The organism is Paenibacillus sp. FSL H7-0940 (assembly GCF_037979415.1).
Classification (GTDB): Bacteria; Bacillota; Bacilli; order Paenibacillales; family Paenibacillaceae; genus Paenibacillus; species Paenibacillus amylolyticus.
The window spans coordinates 2509877-2532476 of the sequence record NZ_CP150280.1 but is presented as its reverse complement, the minus strand read 5'-3'; the positions used below and the strand labels follow the sequence as shown (position 1 = coordinate 2532476).

At 46.8% G+C, this 22600-nt stretch carries 19 protein-coding genes; all 19 read left to right on the top strand.

Annotated features, from left to right (window positions below; all coding sequences use genetic code 11):
• Positions 1-42 precede the first annotated feature (42 nt).
• The 19 genes from MHB71_RS11120 to MHB71_RS11030 all read left to right on the top strand — a co-directional run bounded on the left by MHB71_RS11120 (position 43) and on the right by MHB71_RS11030 (position 22513).
• The gene (locus MHB71_RS11120; protein ID WP_340030162.1) at positions 43-1215 is read left to right on the top strand and encodes a GntR family transcriptional regulator; all 1173 of its coding nucleotides are present in this window, start codon (positions 43-45) and stop codon (positions 1213-1215) included.
• A gap of 222 nt (positions 1216-1437) precedes the next feature.
• Entirely contained in the window at positions 1438-2739 is a 1302-nt protein-coding gene (locus MHB71_RS11115; RefSeq protein ID WP_340029598.1) for a glycoside hydrolase family 125 protein, read from the top strand.
• Positions 2740-2817: 78 nt separating this feature from the next.
• The gene (locus MHB71_RS11110) at positions 2818-4197 is read left to right on the top strand and encodes an extracellular solute-binding protein (protein WP_340029597.1); all 1380 of its coding nucleotides are present in this window, start codon (positions 2818-2820) and stop codon (positions 4195-4197) included.
• A gap of 67 nt (positions 4198-4264) precedes the next feature.
• Positions 4265-5131: a sugar ABC transporter permease gene (locus MHB71_RS11105; protein ID WP_036608294.1), complete on the top strand. Its 867-nt coding sequence runs from the start codon at positions 4265-4267 to the stop codon at positions 5129-5131.
• A 22-nt stretch (positions 5132-5153) separates the two neighbouring features.
• Entirely contained in the window at positions 5154-5978 is an 825-nt protein-coding gene (locus tag MHB71_RS11100; RefSeq protein ID WP_076211825.1) for a carbohydrate ABC transporter permease, read from the top strand.
• A 17-nt stretch (positions 5979-5995) separates the two neighbouring features.
• Positions 5996-8797 carry an alpha-mannosidase gene (locus tag MHB71_RS11095; RefSeq protein WP_340029596.1) on the top strand — a complete coding sequence of 934 codons (2802 nt, stop codon included), beginning with the start codon at positions 5996-5998 and terminating at the stop codon, positions 8795-8797.
• Between the two features lie 245 nt (positions 8798-9042).
• Entirely contained in the window at positions 9043-10047 is a 1005-nt protein-coding gene (locus tag MHB71_RS11090; RefSeq protein WP_340029595.1) for a Gfo/Idh/MocA family oxidoreductase, read from the top strand.
• A gap of 24 nt (positions 10048-10071) precedes the next feature.
• Complete coding sequence (locus tag MHB71_RS11085) at positions 10072-10995, top strand: AraC family transcriptional regulator (protein WP_340029594.1); 924 nt, start codon at positions 10072-10074, stop codon at positions 10993-10995.
• A 12-nt stretch (positions 10996-11007) separates the two neighbouring features.
• Positions 11008-12105 carry a Gfo/Idh/MocA family oxidoreductase gene (locus MHB71_RS11080; protein WP_340029593.1) on the top strand — a complete coding sequence of 366 codons (1098 nt, stop codon included), beginning with the start codon at positions 11008-11010 and terminating at the stop codon, positions 12103-12105.
• A gap of 312 nt (positions 12106-12417) precedes the next feature.
• Complete coding sequence (locus MHB71_RS11075; RefSeq protein WP_340029592.1) at positions 12418-13131, top strand: glycosyltransferase family A protein; 714 nt, start codon at positions 12418-12420, stop codon at positions 13129-13131.
• 214 nt (positions 13132-13345) lie between these two features.
• Complete coding sequence (locus MHB71_RS11070; protein ID WP_047842831.1) at positions 13346-14098, top strand: FadR/GntR family transcriptional regulator; 753 nt, start codon at positions 13346-13348, stop codon at positions 14096-14098.
• The gene (locus MHB71_RS11065; RefSeq protein WP_340029591.1) at positions 14095-15306 is read left to right on the top strand and encodes a M20 family metallopeptidase; all 1212 of its coding nucleotides are present in this window, start codon (positions 14095-14097) and stop codon (positions 15304-15306) included. The genes MHB71_RS11070 and MHB71_RS11065 overlap by 4 nt, the downstream gene beginning before the upstream one ends.
• Positions 15303-16868, top strand: coding sequence for an ABC transporter substrate-binding protein (locus MHB71_RS11060; protein ID WP_127545891.1), 1566 nt, complete (start codon positions 15303-15305; stop codon positions 16866-16868). Before MHB71_RS11065 ends, MHB71_RS11060 begins: the two co-directional genes overlap by 4 nt.
• A 102-nt stretch (positions 16869-16970) precedes the next feature.
• On the top strand, positions 16971-17888 hold the full coding sequence (locus MHB71_RS11055) for an ABC transporter permease (RefSeq protein ID WP_017688654.1): 918 nt from the start codon (positions 16971-16973) through the stop codon (positions 17886-17888).
• Between the two features lie 16 nt (positions 17889-17904).
• Positions 17905-18834, top strand: coding sequence for an ABC transporter permease (locus tag MHB71_RS11050; protein WP_036670788.1), 930 nt, complete (start codon positions 17905-17907; stop codon positions 18832-18834).
• Between the two features lie 21 nt (positions 18835-18855).
• A complete protein-coding gene (locus MHB71_RS11045; protein ID WP_340029590.1) occupies positions 18856-20874 on the top strand; it encodes a S9 family peptidase in 2019 nt (672 codons plus the stop codon).
• Positions 20871-21347, top strand: coding sequence for a hypothetical protein (locus tag MHB71_RS11040; RefSeq protein WP_340029589.1), 477 nt, complete (start codon positions 20871-20873; stop codon positions 21345-21347). Before MHB71_RS11045 ends, MHB71_RS11040 begins: the two co-directional genes overlap by 4 nt.
• A gap of 162 nt (positions 21348-21509) precedes the next feature.
• Complete coding sequence (locus MHB71_RS11035) at positions 21510-21872, top strand: Asp23/Gls24 family envelope stress response protein (RefSeq protein ID WP_340029588.1); 363 nt, start codon at positions 21510-21512, stop codon at positions 21870-21872.
• A 32-nt stretch (positions 21873-21904) separates the two neighbouring features.
• Positions 21905-22513 (top strand): N-acetyltransferase, encoded by a 609-nt coding sequence (locus tag MHB71_RS11030; protein WP_340029587.1) that lies wholly within the window; start codon positions 21905-21907, stop codon positions 22511-22513.
• The last annotated feature ends 87 nt before the right edge of the window (positions 22514-22600 follow it).

Genomic DNA, 22600 nt, shown 5'->3' with positions numbered 1-22600 from the left:
ATATTAGGATGTAGAACATGAGAAGTATGGATATTTATGGAGGTGCTTGTATTGGGGAAAGACTCGGCATCCAAGCCGATGTATGAACAGATCTTTGAATCCTTGCGCGAACGGATACAGCTTCATCAATATCAAGTGGGTGAGCGTGTTCCTTCGGAGAAGGAATTATGTGATGAATTCGGAGTGAGCCGGATTACAACTAAAAAAGCACTTGAGATGCTGGCGAGTGAACAATTAATTGTTCGTCAGCCGGGACGGGGTTCTTTTGTAGCCGACACAGCAGATATGTTACAGGAAAGACCTAACAGACCTGCTCCGCGTGCTTCGGTTAAAGATCCAGAGAAGAAGCTGCTCATTGGTCTGGTCATTACTAATTTCAGTGACATGTATGGTACAGAACTGTTATATGGTATGGAAGAAGCTTCGCGAGAGCATGATTGTTTTCTCGTACTTAGACGTTCCTTCGGGATTCCCGAGCAGGAGGAACAGAGCATTCAGGAACTGCTGGAACTGGGTGTGGATGGATTGATTATTTTCCCGGCACAGGGTGAATATTTCAGCGATGAGATTCTTAAACTGGTCGTTAACAAATTCCCGTTTGTCCTGATTGACCGGTACTTGAAAGGAATTCCGGCTTCATCTGTCAGTACGGATAATGTAGGCGCGGCGCGAGAAGGGACGAATTATCTGTTCAACCTCGGTCACCGACACATCTCTTTTCTGACGCAGCCTCCGGCGAACACTACACCGATTGAAGAACGAATTGAAGGAATCATTGAGGCTCATCATGATCAAGGGGTGCTGGTGAACAGGGAACTGTGGTTAGAATCTTTTCTTTCGACACTGCCAAGTGTGTTTGATCCTCAAGTCGAGGTCCGTGATGTGGAGACATTGGTGGAACATTTACAGAAATACCCCCAGATTACTGCACTCTTTGCTGCGGAGTATCATATTGCTTTACTTGCAGAACAGGCAGCGGATCGGCTTGGTCTGAGAATCCCGGAAGAGTTGTCCATCATTTGCTTTGACAGTCCAAACGTTGCCGAAGGAAGCCGTGTAACCCATATGAGACAAAGCCAGTTTGATATGGGAAAACAGGCATTCGAGATGGTGCTTCAAAGTATGCAGAACAACGAAATGACAGTGAACAGGGTTGTTTTGCCTGCCCGATTGGTGAAGGGTAAGTCAACGAGTATGGTGAAACAAAAGGGTTAATTATAACAACTTAATATTCATTGTGTTCAATCAGGGGCTTCGTATAAACGAGGCCTCTTTTTGGTGCGGATAAAATGGAGAGAATTGCTTTAAATGGTATATTATTTGGTGTCTTCAAATTAAGATAACATGCTAATATACAAATAAATATATTGACATAACATTATATTCGTTTTAGGATGATGAAAGCGGTTAACAAACTGGATTAAATAGGAGGACAACATGCTGACACCCAGAGATGATCAAGAAATTTCTCCCTCGATATACGACATGATTGATCAGGTTAACAAACGTATGCCGGACCATCCGGAACTCAACCAAATGTTCAAAAATTGTTTTACCAATACGTTGGCGACTACAATTCAGCGCAAAGAAGATGGAACAACTTTTGTGATTACGGGAGATATTCCTGCCATGTGGTTACGTGATTCTGCCGCTCAGGTCAGACCTTATCTGGTTCTCGCTTCAGAGGATGAAGATATCGCTGACATGATCGCTGGACTGGTTGAACGTCAACTGAATTATATTCTCCTGGACCCTTATGCAAACGCTTTTAATGAGACGGAGAGTGGGAAAGGACATCAGGAAGACCTCACGCAGATGAATGATTGGATCTGGGAACGGAAGTATGAGATCGACTCACTGGCTTATCCGATTCAGCTCAGTTATCTCTTGTGGAAGAACACGGGAAGAACAACTCAATTCAATGATACGTTCCGTAAAGCAGCCCAGATCATCATGCAGTTATGGCAAGTGGAACAACATCATGAGACGAAATCACCCTACACGTTCCAACGTCTGGATGCTCCTGAAACCGATACGCTCAGCCGAGAAGGGCGAGGTACTGAAACAGCTTACACAGGCATGACCTGGTCGGGATTCCGTCCCAGTGACGATCGCTGTGAATATGGTTATCTGATTCCATCCAATATGTTCGCCGTTGTGGCGCTTCGATATCTACAGGAAATTGCTGAAGTGGTGTTCGAGAATGAAACGCTGGCAGCGACTGCTCAGCAGTTGGAGGAACAGATCAACAAAGGTATTCAGGATTATGGCACCGTTGAACATCCGGAATATGGAACCATATATGCGTACGAAACGGATGGGAAAGGCAATCACAATCTGATGGATGATGCCAATGTGCCGAGCCTGCTGTCTTTACCTTATCTCGGATATGTGGAGGAGAACGACGAGGTGTATCAGAATACACGCCGTTTCATTCTTTCCTCGCACAACCCGTATTTTTATGAGGGAACAGCAGCAGCAGGAATCGGGAGTCCGCATACACCGGAAGGGTACATCTGGCATATCGCTTTATCGATGCAGGGGCTGACTACAGAGGATCGCAATGAAAAACTACGATTGCTTCAGCTCATCCATAAGACGGATGCGGATACCGGACTGACCCATGAAGGTTTTTCGGCCAACAATCCACATGAATATACACGTCCATGGTTTTCATGGTCCAACATGCTCTTTAGTGAACTGATTATGGATTATTGCGGATTCCGCGTACAGAAATAGATAGGGAAGCAAGAGATAACCTGCGAGTACATCATAACGTTCGGAGATCGTTGAATTCCGACAAGAGGAGAGCGAATCATGAGAAAAATATCATTGAAAATGCCGGTAGCAGCAGTTATGACATCCTTGCTCATTCTTACTACAGCCTGTTCGGGCGGAAGCTCAAGCACAGGCACAACCAGTGACGGCAAGAAGGAAGTAACTGTATCGTTCCGTTCTTCAGGATCTGAAGATACACTTACGAAATTCTTCCAATCAGGCTTGGTGGATCAATTCGAGAAAGAAAACCCGGATATCAAAATCAACATTGCGCCTGTACTGGCAAGTGAAGGCGATTATACGTCCAAAATGGTTCTGCAAATGAAATCCCCGGATACGGCACCAGATGTCATTGCCGAAGATACGTCCATTATCAAATCCGATGCTGCTGCGGGATATCTGGAGCCGCTGGATTCACAGGTTCAGGGATGGTCCGATTGGGAAGAACACATCATCGACAACCTGAAGGCAGGGGTTACTGGCGAAGACGGCAAGGTGTACGGCGTTCCGGCTACCTCGGATACACGCGGAATCTGGTATAACAAGGAACTGTTTGAAAAGGCAGGACTTGAAGTTCCATTCAAACCTGCAAGCTGGGCAGAAGTACTCGAAGCAGCACGTACCATCAAGCAAAAACTGCCGGGTGTGACACCACTTAATATGATCGTGGGCAAAGCAAACGGTGAAGGTGTCACCATGCAAACACTGGAAATGTTGCTCTATGGTACGGCGGACACGCTGTATAACGACACCAGCAAGAAATGGGTCGTGAACAGCCCGGGGCTACTGGATTCCTTCAAATTCATAGATCAAGTTTTTAACACGGATAAAACAGGTCCAACCATGCAGGTTGCCCTGAATGGACAAGCTGGCAGTATTGCATTCCAGCAACAGTTCCCGCAAGACAAATTGGCGATGGCTGTAGATGGTAGCTGGGCAGGTTCGACATGGGCCGAGAACGGTGCTGCTCCAATCGCCAACGTTGAAGAGAAAATAGGCTTTGCACCATTCCCAACACAAAATGGGGAAGAACCTGGAGCGACTACGATGTCTGGAGGATGGGCCTGGTCTGTTCCTGCACAGGCGAAGAACAAGGAAGAAGCTTGGAAATTTATCGAGTTTCTGATGAATAAGGAAAATGCGACTGCACGCGTAGTAGCGGAAGGTAGCCTCAGCCCACGTAACGATTCCACGGAAGTTGAAGGTTATACGGATCGTCCATATACCAAAGAAGCACAGGAACTCTTGAATGTGGCTCACTTCCGTCCAGCGAACGATCAATATGCAGCGGTATCCGCACAATTGCAAAGCATTGTTGAGAGTATTGCCTCTGGCAAGCTGACGCCGGAAGAGGGAGTTACACAATTGAAGGACAACGTATCCCGTTCCCTTGGCGCTGACAGCATCGAAGAGAAATAAGGATATCGATATATTCGGAGGGGGAGGCATAATCTCCCCTTTTTCCGGTTCGAATGGAGAGTGACTTATGAAAAGGAAAGCACCAGGTTCATTTCTGTTTCTCATGCCTTCCGTACTGTTATTACTTGTGTTTTTCATTGTTCCCATCATTCTGACGATCTGTTTTGCCTTTACGAATATGGCTCTGACTGGGGCGGCAGCCAAGAGTTTGGAGTTTGTCGGATTCCAGAATTTCATTAATATGTTCCATGATCCGGACTTCCGGATTAGTGTCTGGCGTACGCTGGTCTTTCTCATCTTCTCCGCAGTGATTGGTCAGGTATTGCTTGGATTCATTCTGGCCCTTCTAATGAAGGAGAAAAATGTGACGTTCCGCCGGGTCATCGGCATCATCGTCATTGCCGGTTGGGTGACACCCGAGATTGTTGTGGCATTCTGTATGGTCGCCTTTTTCAGTGACAATGGTTCATTGAATCAGATCCTCGGCTGGTTTGGAGCGAATCCAGTCTCCTGGTTGTTCAGTTTCCCTATGGTGAGTGTCATTATCGCAAATATCTGGCACGGCACAGCCTTTTCAATGATGGTCTATCAGTCGGCACTGGATGATATCCCAAAGGAAGTTGAAGAAGCTGCGATTATTGACAGTGCCACCGGGTTCCAGATTGTCAGACACATTACGATTCCAATGGTAAAAGGGTCCATCGTGACCAACATGATGTTGGTTACCCTACAGACACTGGGCGTGTTCACGCTGATCTATACGATGACCGGTGGTGGCCCGGGTACTTCAACACAAACCTTGCCGATCTTCATGTACAACCAGGCCTTTGTGAACTATCAATTTGGATACGGCACAGCCATATCTCTGGTTCTGTTGTTCATCGGTATTATCGCCAGCCTGTTCTACATGCGATCCATGAAAGTGAAAGTGTAACCATGAAGGAGGTTCGATCCCTATGGTCAAACATGGGCTTCAACGCAAAATCCAGTACGGGATTCTAGTTTTTCTAGGGCTCTGTTTTTTATTGCCGCTGCTCTGGATCATTCTGGCTTCATTTGACCCGAACGCGCAACAAGGTATCAAAATGCCCAGTACCTGGACCATTCAAAATTTCAAGGATGTACTCGGGGATTCGAGCAATCTTCGTTCATTCGGTGTAGGCCTGATTCTGTCGGGAGGGCAAGCGATATTGGTTGTTCTGGTATCGGTTCTTGCTGCTTATCCATTATCCCGTTATGAAATGAGATTCAAAAAAAGCTTCCTGTTATCCATTTTGTTCATGACAGCTCTTCCGATTACTGCCGTGATGGTTCCGGTATTTCAAATGTTTCTGTTCTTCAAAATGCAAAATAGCATCATTGCCACGATGCTGTTCCTGACTGCATCCTCACTTCCTTACGGCATCTGGATGATGAAAAATTTCATGGATTCGGTGCCCATTGATCTGGAAGAATCGGCATGGATTGACGGAGCGTCCGTATGGAACGGATTGAGACGAATCGTGGCTCCGCTGATGTTGCCGGGTATTGCAACAATAGCGATATTTACCTTTTCAGGAAGTTGGGGCAACTTCTTCGTGCCATACATCCTGCTCCAGACACCGGAGAAACTTCCGGCATCGGTCACGATTTATCAGTTCTTTGGCAGCCACGGTATGGTTGAATACGGCAGATTGGCTGCATTTTCACTACTTTATACAATGCCTTCGGTTGTGCTATATATCTTCTCCCAGCGTTACATGTCCAAGGGCTTCAGCATGGGCGGGGCAACCAAAGGTTAATGACAGGAGGTAGCTACATGACAACCAAAAAGACGGCACATCTCATCTCGCATACCCATTGGGACCGCGAATGGTATATGCCTTATGAACACCATCACGTATTGCTCATTGAGCTGATGGATAAACTGCTGGACACGCTTGATCAGGACCCGGAATATCGTTATTTCCATCTGGATGGGCAGACGATTATTCGTGAAGATTATTTGCAGGTTCGGCCCGAACAACAGGAGAGGCTCGACCGTTATATTCGTGAAGGACGCATTCATTTTGGCCCATGGTATGTGTTACAGGATGAGTTTCTGACCAGCAGTGAGGCCAACTTGCGTAATCTGCTCATCGGTCATCGTGATGCTCGACCTTTGGGTGTGATATCCAAGACGGGATACTTCCCAGACTCGTTCGGAAATATGGGACAGGCACCGCAGATTCTGCAACAGGCGGATATTCATAACGCGATCTTCGGGCGTGGGGTGAAGCCTACGGGATTCAATAATGCCGTGGTTGATGCAGACAGTTATGAATCTCCCTATTCTGAGATGATCTGGCGTTCGCCGGATGGTTCGGAAGTGCTCGGCATTTTGTTCGCGAACTGGTACTGCAATGGGATGGAAGTTCCGGTTGATTCGGAGAAAGCCCGAGCCTATTGGGATAAAAATCTGGCGGATGCCGAGAAGTTTGCCTCGACTCCCCATCTGTTGTTCATGAATGGTTGTGATCATCAGCCGATCCAGATGGATCTGCCAGAGGCTTTACGCACAGCAGCTGCGTTGTACCCTGACGTGGAATTTATCCACTCCAATTTTGACGATTATATTGAGGCGGTTACGAAGGAAGTCCCTGAGCATCTGGCGACCATTGAGGGTGAGCTTCGCAGTCAGCACACGGATGGTTGGGGAACACTGGTGAATACGGCATCCGCAAGAGTTTATCTGAAACAGATGAATCAGCAGGGGCAGACGTTGCTTGAAAAAGTAGCCGAACCACTCGCCGCCATGGCCCATATAGCTGGGGTAAAAGATTATCCGCATCATCTGTTGACACATGCATGGAAGATGCTGATGCAGAACCACCCACATGATAGCATCTGCGGATGCAGTGTGGATGAGGTTCACCGTGAGATGGTGACCCGCTTCGCCAAGAGCAGACAACTTGCAGAGAAATTGGTTTCCCAGAGTGCGCAGGCGATTGCTGAGTCCATTCATGTGCAACCTGCTGAGGCTTGGGGAGAGGAAGCAGTGCTGTTCACCGTGTTCAACACGAGTGGGTGGAATCGAAATGGGATCATTGAGATGGATCTGATTGTGGACAAAGCATTTTTCCCGGAAGGTCCTCACCCTCAAGCCCTTGCGCAAAAGTTGGAAGAGGATGCACTGCCAGTGTATCAGCTGGTCGATTCAGATGGACGCACATATTCGGCAGAAATCAAGGATCTGGGTGCGCATTTCGGCTATGAACTTCCGAAGGATCGCTTCCGACAGCCTTATATGGCTCGTAAAGTAAGAGTGACTTTCCAAGCGGTGGATGTACCTTCTCTAGGTTATAAGACGTATGCTCTCATTCCAGTAGAGAAACAAGCAGAGATTGTTGAGATTGTTGAAGTGCCCGATACGAGCGAACTCATCCAGGTGCAGGGAATGATGATGGAGAACGGTCATTTGCGGGTGACGGTTGAAGAGAATGGTACGGCTACAATTGAAGATAAGGTCTCCGGTGCTGTATACAGGGGATTGAATTCATATGAAAATACCGGTGATATCGGCAATGAATATGTCTATCGTCAACCGGAGGGAGAGACAACGCTGACCACGGAGCATCTGAAGGCGGACCTGCGGATTGTGGAGCAGTCTCCGTATCGGGCAGTTATGCAAAGTGTATTACGCTGGGATATTCCTGCTGGAGCAGATGAACTGTTCGAGCTGGAGAAGCGCCAAATGGTTCCTTTTACAGAACGGAAGGCACAGCGAGTCGAGAACACTGTTCCCTTGGTGATTACGACAACGTATACGTTGGAAGCGGGCAGTAATATGGTCAAGGTAAAATCTGACTTTAACAATCAGGCCAAGGATCATCGACTGCGTGCACTCTTTCCATCAGGACTGGTGACAGAGGATCATTATGCAGATTCTATCTTTGAAATTGCCAAACGCTCCAATACACCGGCCAAAGAATGGGTGAATCCGAGTAATGCACAGCATCAGCAAGCATTTGTACATGTGACCGATGGTGATAACGGGTTGATGATTGCGAACAAAGGGCTGAATGAATACGAGATTTTACAGCATGAAGAGGGCAGTACGATTGCGGTTACGCTGCTGCGTGCCTCTTCGGAACTGGGAGATTGGGGTGTGTTTGAAACACCAGAAGCCCAATGTCTGGGACCGCAGAGCGTGGAATATGCGATTATTCCATTTGCAGGTGATGCCGCACAGTCAGGAGCATGTGCATCCGCATATGCGTATCCGATTCCGTGGACGACTGTACAGCTAGGGACACTTGCATATACATTTGAGCAAGAAGGTCATGCTGGAGTTGATGGGCAGAAGGTGGAACTACCTCTGTCGAAGCAATGGTTGGCGTGGAATTCGCAAGGTTCGACACTGGCATTCTCCACACTGAAGATCGCAGAGGAAACTGGAGATTTGATTGCTCGCTGGTATAATCTAAACTCCGAACCCGTTGAGTTGAACGTTCAGCCTGGAGTTGAATGTGCCTCCGTTTATGAGAGCGATGTGCTGGAACGGGTTAAAGACACGTTGCAGGGTCAAAGCCAGACGATATCTGGATACAAGATTGTTACACAAGGGTATGCGTTACGTTGAGTTGATTTTTGAACATCATAACTAAAGAAACCTCCTGTTTACGGTAGCGTGGGCAGGAGGTTTTTGTTATGCGACCTCGTTATGTAAAATATATCAGGGATTTGGGCAAGTGTATAAATGTCTAATACCATTCATGTCGTGATTTTATACATTTATTGTCGTGAGTTTCTATTAAAAATAGATTAAGTCTGTGATAACTTATAGATAAATGTCAGAATATTATATAGTATGGAGGTAAGATAATAGTGACCATTCGAATTGGAAAAATTAGCTTGTGGCATGTTCACGCATGGGATTACATCAAGCAAGCACAGGAACATGAGGATACAGTCATCGCCGCTGTATGGGATGAAGATGCCAAGCGTGGTCAGGAAGCGGCTGAACGTTTAAACGTACCATTCTATGCTTCACTCGAAGAAATGCTGGCCAAGGATGACATCGATGCCGTTATTGTAGATGGGCCAACCCGCATTCATGAAGAAGTGATCACCGCTGCTGCAAAAGCAGGTAAACACATTTTCACGGAGAAAGTTATTGCCTCGACACAGGCGGAATCCAATAGAATCCTTAATGAGGTAAAGGCAAACAACGTCAAGATGACAGTATCCTTACCTCGACTGAATGCAGGGTATACGTTAACGATTCAGGATGTCCTTAACCAGGGATTACTTGGTAAAGTGACTTATGTTAGAGCGCGTTTATCGCATGATGGAGCAATTTCCAACTGGTTGCCTGAACACTTCTATGATCTGAAGGATTGTCAGGGCGGTGCGCTGATTGATCTGGGCTGTCATCCAATGTATCTCGCCAAACTGTTTCTGGGTCAGGAAGTAACAGCGGTTAATGCGAACTTTGGATATATTACAGGCAAAGAAGTGGAAGATAATGCAGTCGCAACCTTGTTTACGGATTCTGGAGCAGTCGGCGTTGTTGAAGCCGGTTTTGTGAACAGCCATTCTCCGTTTACGATTGAGGTTCATGGCACGGAAGGTACACTTCTGTACGGAACACCCGAAGAAAAGTTATTGATTCGAACGAAAGCCGCACAAGGACAATATGATGACTGGACTGAACTTCCTTTGGCAGACCAAAGAGAAAGCGCATTCAATCAATGGGTTGCATATATACAGAATGATACGGTTGCAACTGAAAACGTGCAGATCGCTGTGGAGTTGACCCGTTTGATGGAAGCTGCGAATCTTTCAGCTAAGGAAGGGCGCAGAATTACTCTGAAAGAGTTGAAGGGTTAGTTTTTATTAAGGAGGTGTGCAATCTTGAGCCTGTATCCTTATGAGAAAATGCTTGAACGGCAGGATCTCCTGGAGAGATTGGATATTTCAATGGTTTGGGGACATTATGAGATTCGCGTGATGCGATTTCATCTGACTTCTTTTCCAGCGGGCCGAGTTGTGGATTTCCATAATCATGCGGAGTTTGAGTTTCATTTTATCCCAAGAGGTAAAGGCAAAGTTATTCTGGATGATCAGACACATGCACTCTCGGAAGGTATGCTTTATTTGACTGGACCGGGTGTCGTTCATTATCAGGAGGCTGATGCCAAAGAGGACATGGATGAACTATGTCTTCATGTGGATATCGTTCACAAGCCAAGGGAACATGTCGATCCCTGGGAAGCAGCAGAATCCGAGGAAACGATGGAAAAGCTGAGAACGCTTCCGCTTACTCCGGTGAATGATTATCATCGTGCAATGCATTGTTTTTTGGAAGCCTACGAGGCATGTGATCTAAAATTGTTAGGTTATTATACGTCGATCAAGCAACTGGTTATCAGCATATTACTCAAAACCGTGCGAGCATACGACACCGGGGGGAATCGACCGGAAGCCCCTGTGCGGGATATGTCGGTGTATCGCTATGAGTATGCAGTGCAGTATATGGAGGCGAATCACCCTACCGTGGTCACGCTGGAGCATGTAGCTGAGAAACTTCATATCAGCAGCAGACAATTGCAGCGAATCTTCTATCAAGTACAGCCGGAGATGCCGTTCAGCCGTGTACTGGAAGATATTCGTCTGCGCGCCGTGTGCCGCAATCTGGAGGAAAGTAACGTATCCATTGAACAGATCGCTCTTGCTTCAGGATTCAATAATGCCAACTATTTGCATGCTGTATTTCGCAAACGTCTGGGGATGACCCCGTCGGCTTTTCGCAAAATGAAACAACCAATACTTAAGTGAGGGTGAATATATATGAGTAAAGTATATCGTATCGGAATTATTGGCTGTGGCGGAATCGCGAATGGTAAACATCTGCCGAGTCTGAGTAAATTGGATAATGTTGAACTGGTGGCTTTCTGTGATATCGTTCAGGAACGTGCGGATGAAGCCAAGCAGAAATATGGCTCTACTGAAGCCGAAGTCTATACGGATTATCAGGAATTGCTTAAGGATGAGTCTTTGGACATTGTGCATGTACTTACGCCGAATATTTCTCATGCCGAGATTTCCATTGCTGCCCTGGAAGCGGGGAAACACGTGATGTGTGAAAAGCCAATGGCGAAGACATCTGCTGAAGCACAGCTCATGTTGGAAGCGGCAGAACGTACCGGCAAGAAACTGACCATCGGATACAACAACCGTTTCAGAGAAGACAGTCAGTATTTGAAGAAGGTGTGCGAAGCTGGTGATCTGGGTAATATTTATTTTGCCAAAGCACATGCGATTAGACGTAGAGCAGTACCAACATGGGGTGTTTTCCTGGATGAAGAGAAGCAAGGTGGCGGTCCGTTGATCGACATTGGTACGCACGCACTTGATCTGACGCTCTGGATGATGGATAACTATCAACCAAAAGTTGTGCTGGGTACGACCTACCATGAGCTTTCACAACGTGAAAATGCGGCCAATGCCTGGGGCCCGTGGGACCCAAAACAATTTTCCGTAGAGGACTCGGCTTTTGGCATGATTGTGATGGAGAATGGGGCAACGATTATGCTGGAATCCAGTTGGGCACTGAACTCACTGGATGTGGATGAGGCGAAATGCAGCTTGAGCGGTAGCGAAGCGGGTGCGGACATGAAGAACGGACTGCGCATCAATGGCGAGAAATTTAGCCGTTTATACACAAACGAAATTGAACTGAGTGCAGGCGGGGTAGCTTTCTACGATGGTAAGAGCGAGAGCGCACCGGATGTTGAGATGAGAAAGTGGATTGAAGCGATTGAGAACGATCAGGAGCCGGTGGTCACACCGAAACAAGCACTGGTTGTATCTCAGATCCTGGAAGCACTCTATGAATCTGCTCGCACAGGCAAGGCTGTATACCTGAATAACGCTAGCGAAGCATAGAAAAGGCTTAAAACAATAGATTAGAGAACCCTTTGTCCTGTTATTTGGGGCAGAGGGTTTTTGGTGTTTTGGATGCTAGGGCGTATCTGAAAACTCCGAAGGAAGCAGATTTTGCCGAATTTTCGTTCCAAGCCAGGAAGTTTTCCGCAGGCGTGCCGGGGCACGTCAAGGGAAAGTGACGCAGCAGGGGGCGAAAAGGCGGTAAAAGATGCACTTCAGCGAGTTTTGAGACACGCCCTAGCTATTGGTCCATACCAGACTCTATTTCGGCACATATGATGAGAGAAAAATGAGCTGAAAAGAGGGTATGTCTTGACTAAACACAAAACGGGTCATGGTGTTTCCATTGTTGTATGTACCAATCGGCCGCAATTTTTTGACAACATCCTGCAAAATTACAATCGGCAGCGTTATAAAAGCAAAGAGCTGATCATTGTCCTGAATCATGACAGTATGAATCTGGCATTATACCAAAACCGGGTTCGGAATCTTACCAATGTTCATGTATATCAAGTACCGGAGAGTATTTCATTAGGACAAAGCCTGAACGCTGGCATGACAAGGGCACGCTTTGCGTTGATTGCCAAATTTGATGATGATGACTACTATTCGCCGTATTATTTAACAGAGCAGGTGAGAGAACTTAGACGGACCAAAAGTGATATTGTGGGTAAACATTCGTGCCTGGTCTATTTGGGCGCATCCAAGACATTGTTGGTCAGATCTCCTGCTGAAAAGAATAAACCGGTTGAATTTGTACAAGGGGGTACTCTCCTATTCAAAAGGGAGATCTTGAAAAAAGTCCGCTTCACGGACCGTTCAATAGGGGAAGATGTAACCTTCCTGAGACAATGCAGGAAAAGAGGGTTCAAAGCGTACGCGACCTCACCATACAATTATGTCTATCACCGTAGACAGAACAAAAAGAGTCATACCTGGAGAGCGGATGATAGCTTTTACCTGAGGGGAAGCAAGAAACTTGTGGTTACAGAGGATTTCAGACCCTATGCTAATAAAAAGTTATAGTCTGTAATCGTAGTGCCCATGGATGTCGTCAAATAACGAAAACGAAGATGCATCTGCTGCGTGCAGATGCGTCTTTTTTGTGCCCAAAATGGTTCAATTTGGAGGTGGTGAGAAAAAAATATGAATTTACTTGAAAAAAAGTATTGCATATAAGTTTAGTCGGAATTATATTAATGGTATAAGGTCTAGACCATATACAGATCGGAGTGTTTAGATGTCCAGTACGTTTTCATTTCGTTTTGAGAAAGTATCCACCAAAAAGGTTAGTGAATTCATTAGGGAACAACTGGAAGAAGCTATTATTTTGAAAGAATTAATGAGTGAAGAACAGCTTCCAGCCGAGCGAGATCTGGCAGAGATTTTTAACGTAAGCCGGATTACCGTTCGCGAGGCACTCTCTTCACTGGAAGAGAAAGGCTTGATTGAGAAAAGGGTGGGTGCCAAAGGCGGAACATTTGTACTGCCTCTGACAGCCAATTCGCATAAACGGACCAGAGAAGAAATTAAACGGGATTGGTCACAGATGCTGAAAGTGTTTGAATATCGAACCATCATTGAGCCAGAGGGAGCTTTTCTCGCTGCTGAGCGGATCACCGCAGGCGAACTGGAGCTGCTTGAGGGTTACATGGAGCAAAGTATAGAGCCAGACTGCACAAGGGAATGGTTCAGGGCGCTGGATGTGAAATTTCATCTGACCATTGCCAAGGCTTCGGGGAATCCATACTGCGAGAGAGCCGTCAGACAGATTCGGACGAAAATTAATCCGGCGCTCGACTTGATGCCTTATGATGACCGGATACGTACCGTCAACCACGGTGTACATATGGAGATTCTTGAAGCATTGAAAGCCCATGATAGCATCAAGTCTAAGGAGACGATGAAAAGGCATATCGAATTCTCGGCGGATGCAATCTATGCCCGTTTGGTTTCTGAATCGGACAAAAATGAAGGGAATGACAGCAAATGAATCGTTCAGAACTAATACAGCTGGCTCAGCCACTACAAGCCCAGTTAAGCGCTTGGCGCAGAGATTTACATGAGCATCCGGAGATCGGTTATGAGGAGCATCGCACATCTGCTATCGTAGCTGAGCATCTGGAAAGCCTGGGGTTGGAAGTTACACGCAATGTCGGACAGACCGGGGTTACAGGCCTGCTTCGCGGAGAGACCGACGGACCAACCTTTGCTTTGCGCGCAGACATGGATGCCTTGCCAATCCAGGATCAGAAAGTGGTGGAATACCGTTCGCAAGTAGAAGGCAAAGCGCATCTGTGTGGGCATGACGCTCACACCTCCATCCTGATGGGAGCCGCCCAACTGCTTACTGGTCTTGGAAGACCGAAGTCAGGCAACATCAAATTTATTTTCCAGCCAGCAGAAGAGGGACTTGCAGGTGCAAGAGCCATGATCCAGGACGGCGTTCTGGAGAATCCAAAGGTTGATGCCATCGCAGGATTACACATGACACCTGGACAGGACACGGGAACCTTGGGCGTAAGTCAGGGCGTTGCTTTTGCATCAGCTGATCCCTTGATTATCAAGGTGTTTGGCAAGGGTGGCCACGCAGCTCGTCCGCATGAGGGTATTGATGCAATCGCGGTATCCGCTCAGGTCATCACCGCATTGCAAAATATCGTCAGTCGGATGGTTGATCCACTTGAACCGGCAGTAGTCACGATTGGCAAAATCACGGGAGGTTATATGGGAACAGCCATCGCCCCCGAAGTGGAGATGATCGGTACGGTTCGTACACTCTCACCTGCCATTCGTGAGCGGATGCCAGCTCTGATCGAGCAGGTTGTTAAAGGGGTCTGTGATTCATTCGGAGCAGGATGCGAAGTTGTCTACGGCGATGGATACCCTGTTGTCGTGAATGATCTCGGCATGGTTGACCTGCTAACAGAGACTTGTGATCAGGTTAATGCGGAGAAGGGATGGACTTATATCAAACCCTCCACAGGGGGCGAGGATTTCGCGTTTTATTGTGAACAGGTTCCGGGTGTGTTTTTCAGACTAGGATCTGGGAATGATGAGGAACGTACTCGCTATCCACTCCACCATCCCATGTTTGATCTTGATGAGACAGCGATGCCTTATGGTGTGGGCATGTTGTCTGCAGTAGCACTTGAATTTTTGGCACGGAATACAACTTCTGAGGGGGAGCAATCACAATGAAAAAAAGACAATGGACAGGCTTGTGGATCACGTTACTGGCAGTCGTAATGGTACTCAGCGCTTGCGGAGGAAAATCGACAAGCACGAATGATGGTTCCGCAACAGAAGGAACGGGCAGTGGAAGCGCAAGTACAACACTGACCGTTGCTGCGGCAACCGATATTGAGAGTTTTGATCCGCACAACAACAACAATACTTCCAGTGAGGCGGTTCTGGTCAACGTTTTTGATTATCTGATCAAAAATGACAGTGAACAGAAAAAAGTTGCGGGACTTGCGACATCATGGGATCAAGTCGATGATACAACGTGGAGATTTAAGCTGCGTGAAGGTGTTACCTTCCATAATGGCGATCCATTCACTTCAGCAGATGTAAAATACACGCTGGAGCGCGTAGCCAAGGACGAGACACTGAAACAAAACAGTTATTTCAAAAATATCGTAGAAGTTAAAGTGGTGGATGACTATACCGTAGATATCATCACAGATGGTCCAGATCCGTTGCTCCTGAATCGTCTGTCCAAAATGGGAGCAGGCATTCTGCCAGCAAAATATATTGCGGATAAAGGATTCGATGCTTTCCTGAAACAACCAGTAGGCACAGGCCCTTATAAGTTCAGTAAATGGACCAAAGATGATCGTGTGGAACTGGTAAAAAACGAGAACTACTTTGACGGTGAACCAAAATGGAATGAAGTGGTATTCCGCGTTATTCCTGAAGCCTCCACACGTGTATCCGAATTGCTTGCTGGTGGTGTAGATGTGGCGTCTTCCATTCCGTCCACTGACATTGCCCGGATCGAAGGCGAAGCAGATAAGAAGATTGTCAAAGCGCCAATCCAGCGTGTGCTTCAGTTGATATTCCGTCAGACAGAAGGTAGCATCACAGCTGATCCGAAAGTACGTGAAGCGATTGACCTGGCTATCGACAAACAAGGGATCGTGGACAGCATTGCCGGCGGAGCAGGTATCGTAACCCGCACATCCGTAACACCAGGCAACTTCGGTGCTGATCCTTCATTGTACAAAACATCACTTTATGATCAAGCAAAAGCCAAACAGTTGCTGCAAGAAGCTGGCTATGCGGAAGGTGAAGCCGAGATGACTATCTCCGTTTCCGCACAATACAAAGAACAGGCTGAAGTTGTTGCAGCAATGCTGGAACAAGCCGGATTCAAAATCAATCTGGATGTCCTGGAAGCAAGTGCATTCAGTGAACGTTACAGCTCCAAATCATTCAAAGAAATCTTCATGATTGGTATTGGTAACTCCTTGTTCGATGCTTCGAATAACTACAATCGTTATATGTTGGAAGAAGCAAAAGGCGAGTCGGATTACAACAACCCTGAAGTAGAGAAACTGCTTCAATCGGCATTGGTGAACATGGACCCTGCGTCTCGTGAGAAAGAGTATCAGCAAGTACAACAGATCTTCTCTGAAGAACGCCCAGCCGTATATCTGTACCAAATGGAAGGTGTCTACGGAACAAATGCTAAAGTGAACTTCGCGCCACGCAGTGACGAGATGTTCTATGCTGACGAGATTACACCTGTTGCACAGTAACATCGGGTATAACAACCGGTCATTGAAAAGATAGGCCGTGAACGGCAGGGACTGGATAACCATGTTCCTGCCGTTCTTTTTTAAAAGGGAGGTGAACAAGGAATGGGCAAATACGTACTTAAGTCACTACTGCAGATCATTCCGGTGCTGTTCATTGTTTCATTAATTGTGTTCATTTTGGTTCGAGTCACCGGTGATCCGGTTGCGTTAATGTTGCCTGAAACGGCTACCGCTGAAGATCGTGCTGTCTTGACGCAGGCACTTGGTTTGGACCAGCCTTTATATACGCAATACGTGAAGTTTCTGGGCAGTGCGATACAGGGAGACTTTGGTCAATCTTTTCGCTACAATCAGCCTGCGTTAGAGCTTGTGCTGGAGAGATTGCCTGCCAGCTTTGAACTGGCTGTAGCCGCCATGTTTTTTGCTGTACTTATGGCTGTGCCACTTGGAGTCATTTCAGCTGTCAAACGCAATACGTTTACCGATCTCATTATTTCAGGAATATCCGTCATTGGTAAGGCGATGCCAAACTTCTGGATGGGGATTATGCTTATCCTCTTGTTCTCCGTCATGCTGGGCGTATTGCCGGTATCTGGTCGCGGAGGATTGTCACATCTGATCTTGCCGGCCTTTACACTTGGTGTTGGACTGGCTGCGCAGATGACCCGACTGATTCGCTCCAGCATGCTGGAGATTCTCAACCAGGACTATATTCGAACAGCTCGCAGCAAGGGGCTTGGCCGGATGGTTGTCATTGTAAAACATGCATTTCGGAACGGATTGATTCCGGTCGTGACAATTATGAGTTTGCAGTTTACAAGTCTGATCGGGGGCACTTTGATTACGGAAACGGTATTCTCCTGGCCTGGACTGGGTCAGTTGCTGGTCGTTGCAGTCAACACACATGATATGGCGATTGTACAGGCAGCGGTGTTTGTCATTGCCTTTATCGTTGTAGTAATCAACATCTTGACGGATGTAGCTTACAGGCTACTTGATCCGCGCATCAAATACGACTAGAAGGAGGTGCAATCATATGACAGGCAGCAATGAAATGCCAATTCCGGGTACAGAACAGGAACAAGACAATGGGCGTGCACCAACGGGATTTCGTTATATCTGGCAACAACTGATCATCAGCAAGACCGGAATGTTTGGTGCTGTGCTTGTATTGTTGGTTGTGTTAATTGCCATAGGTGCACCTCTATTGACGAGTCATGATCCGGCAGCGGTGAATCCGCTGGGCCGACTTAAACCACCAGCATGGCTTGAGGGCGGAACGGCCGAATACTGGCTGGGCACCGATAATCTCGGCAGAGACATGTGGAGTCGAATTGTATATGGTGCCCGAGTTTCCTTAATCGTGGGGATGGGTGCCGTGATTGTGTCAGGAATTATTGGCGCGATTCTGGGGCTGGTATCCGGATTCTACGGGAAATGGCTGGATGCTGTTATCATGCGTGTAGGTGATGCATTCATGGCGATTCCAACCATTCTGTTCATGCTTGTTGTGATGGCAATTGTTGGCCCGGGTATTACAACGTTGATCTTTGTCATCGGGGTGACGAACTGGGTTCCATTCACCCGTGTGGTAAGAAGTGAGGTTCTTAGTATCAAAGAGCGTGATTTTGTTCATGCGGCCAGATCGATTGGCGCGAAGAATGGAAGATTGATTCTGAAACACATTCTGCCGAATATCCTTTCATCCTTTATCGTCATCTGCGGTATGAATGTCGGCACAACGATTATTATGGAAGCTTCACTCAGTTTCCTGGGTCTGGGTATCAAACCACCTGATGTATCCTGGGGAGGGATGCTCAGTGATGGCAGACAATACGTTGCTACAAGCTGGTGGGTCGCTACATTCCCGGGACTAGCGATCACATTTACCGTACTCGGTGTTATTTTCCTTGGAGATTGGCTGCGTGATGTGCTTGATCCACGTACGGAGACAACCCATAAATAAACGGAGAAGGGAGCCATCATTATGAATCAAAGACCAATTATGCCGGAGGATCTGAGTCACTACCGTTGGATAAGTCAGCCGGTGATCAGTCCTAACGGACAAGTGGCTTATGTGGAACAGACCATAGATCAGGATAAAAACGAATATAATACACAAATTCGAGGGATTTCGCTCGATGGTGATGAAGATATTGCACTTTCGGATGGAACAAAAGATTCCTCACCTGCTTGGTCGCCGGATGGCACACAGCTCACATTCATTCGCTCAGTGGATGGTGGCAAAGGACTATGGACGCTCCATTCAGATCAAAAAGAGCCGGTCATGCTGATATCTCCCGCACGTAAAATATTGAGTTATATCTGGTCGCCGAACGGGCAGTACATTGCGTTTACCAGCAAAGTACAACCGGAGGACCAACAGAAGAAAGCAGACGTCCAACAGGAGTCTGTACCTGAGCTGCGAGGTAAAGTCTTCGAGCGTACAACGCCGAAGGCGGAAGGGGCTGGCTGGTGGGACGGTCAATACAGCCAGTTGTTTATATATGAGATCAAAAGCGGGGAAATCACGCAGGTGACTTCCGGGCTATGGAATATCAGCGCTCCGGCGTGGTCGCCAGATAGCCAGCAGCTTTCTTTCATTTCGAAGCAAGTAGAGGACGAGGAACTTGATGCGGATCTGCTTTACTTTACCGATGTATACAGCATTCGATTGGGAGAGAGTGATCTGTTTAAAGTGACGGATTCCAGTTTGGCGATAAGCCAATTCTCCTATTCGTCCGACGGGCAACAGCTGATCCTGATCGCCAGTGATCGTGAGTATGGAAGCGGGAGCCACAACAGCTTATACGCTGTTCCCGTTCATCGAGGTATACCCAGGCCAATCGCACCTCAATTAGATATGCAGATTGGTAACGCGGCGCTTGGAGATATGAAGTCGGCAGGTGCGTCACCTTCTCCACTCACGGATAATAAGCATCCGGAACGTGGTGTATATGTACTCGGAACACATAACGGGAATGTGGACGTGTACCGTATTCAAGAAGATGGGGCGTGTCAATTGGTGACGGGCGCTGGTGAAAAGGATGTGTATCAGTATACCTTAACGCCAGATGGTATGTCCCTGGTTATCGCTGCGTTGACGGATGAACACTCTGGAGAGTTATATCGCGTGGATATCGACAGTGGTGAAATGTTCAGACTCACCCGGCGAAATGATGAATTCATGGCTGAATTGGCTGTAAATGTGCCAGTCCGTGTAGAGTTTAAGTCCTCTGATGGATGGCCGCTTCAAGGTTGGTTAGCCACACCGGCAATACGTGACACCAATGGGAAACTGCCATTGATTTTGCAGATTCATGGTGGACCCCACGCGATGTATACGGGTACATACAGTCATGAAATGCAGACACTCGTTGCGCAAGGGTACGCTGTGCTGTGGATCAATCCTCGCGGAAGTATGGGATACGGTCAGGAGTTTGCCAGAGCTTGCCGTGGCGACTTTGCCGGAGGTGATTACCGGGATCTGATGGAAGCTGTTGATTATGCCCTGGCTACATACGATTTCCTTGATGCTTCACGTCTGGGTGTGGCAGGTGGCAGTTATGGAGGAGTGATGACCAACTGGATTGTAGCGCATACCCACCGTTTCAAGGCGGCTGTAACCCAGCGTTGTATCTCCAACTGGTTGTCCATGTATGGGACGAGTGATATCGGAATTTCCTATGTCGAGGGAGTCATTGGTGGTAATCCGGCGGAAAACGCTGAATTCCTGTGGTCTCGCTCACCTCTTGCCCATGCACATCACATTGAGACGCCACTTCTGATCATGCACGGAGAGCAGGACTATCGGACACCGATTGCACAAGCGGAGGAATTATATACTACGCTAAAACGATACGGCAAAAAGACCAAACTGATTCGTTATCCGGGTTCCAACCACAGTTTGCTGAAAAGCGGTAAACCTTCCCTTCGGATCGATAGCTTCGAACAGGTGAATGCCTGGTTCAATCAGTACCTCGGGAATGAGGAGGGCGAGCAATGAGTCGAACTCAGCTGTCCATTCCTGTAGGGCTTCTTGTAGAAAATGTACTGACAAGTGGAGAATCAAAAGAAGTGATTATTGAATGTTTACAACGTCGAGACTATTCCCGTTTGTTGCCTCTGGTTAAGGAATCCGCGATGGATTTTGATGAAAGACTACAGACAGCATCTGATATCGGAGACGATTGGGAAAGGGCGATACGTCAGGGTTATGAGTTCAAGTTTTTGCATATTAACGGGTTGAAACGATTGCTCGATTTCCGGTTTGACCGTAAGGTGGATCGGGATTACGTTCAAGATGAGTTGTCTCTGAAGCATATTGAACTGACCGCAGAAGAGATTGAATTGCTGCAAACGTTAATCGGTAGGCAGTGGATCGTACAAGCAGAAGAAACAGAGCAGGCAGAAGAAGGCAGAACAGATAGCGAGTTATCTTCCTGCATTCCTGTCCGTATTCAATTAAAATTCCCATAGTATGACTAGAAAAACCGCGATGATCGCGGTTTTTTTGCTATGTACAGGTAGAAATGAGGATGGCTGAATTCAAAAGTTGAAATCGGACTTTATATGATTTATATTTATATTAAATGATATTATTATCTATCAAAAATGCAGGTATAAAGAGGGGGACCTAGGATGTCCATTCAAAATGTTTTGGGAAAAATTCAAATATCGGATGATGTGATCTCCAAAATTGTCGGCAAGATCGCAAATACTACCAGTGAGATTTCCTCCATGTCGACAGGACTTATAGAGGGCATCACCAAAAAGTGGAGCGGGAAAAGTCTACAAAATGGCATAGATATCCGCAAGGTAGAATCAAGACTGGAGATAAACGTAAAGGTTGTCGTTTGTTATGGAACAAAAGTGCATGAAGTCTGCAGGGAATTGCAAAACAATGTGAGATTGCATGTGGAACAGCTGACCGGATTAACCATTGATACGGTGAATGTGATCGTTGAGGGGTTATCATTCAACCAACCTGCTGCCAAGCTTTAGTCCAATTTCAACTACCTAGAGGAGTGACAGCGATGAATAAGATTTCCATAACAAAAGCCAGTCCACAATCATTAGTCGGCGGGCAGCTAAATCAGATGGCACTTGAATATATGGCCTATTCGCTTGCAGGTACCAAGGATAAAGGCATTATAGAAAAAACATTTAACAAGTTATGGCGTTCGAATCAGAACCGATTCAGTCACCAATATGCTTATGAAGCTAAAATGGGTAACCAAACGCTGGGCATGATCATGTGTTATCCGACCACTATAATGAACAAACTTGCTTTGCCAACGTTCTCCAAACTGTTTGAACTTCGGAAATGGAGCCTGATTAAGTATAATCTCCAACACTGGAAAGAGTTCTACTCCATGGTGACATTAAAAGAAGCGGAGAACGACGAGTACCACATCGGAACATTGGCTACGTTGCCTGAAAGCAGAGGACTTGGTGTAGGGACACAGCTCATTCATTTTGCTGAGGAGCAAGCTATAACACAAGGTCTGTCCAAATCCTCACTTACGGTTAAAAAGGAAAACCTACTAGCTATTAAACTCTACGAGCGTTTGGGATACCAGAGAGTAGGAGAAATCAATAAACCTTCGTTATTCCTGTACAGGATGTCCAAAAAACTGGTGTAATGTTTTCTGATAGGAATAGAACAAGCAGCTAACTGGAGAGTTTCATATATATAAGCCCACATTGGAACAGTTAAAAGTGTGAGCTGG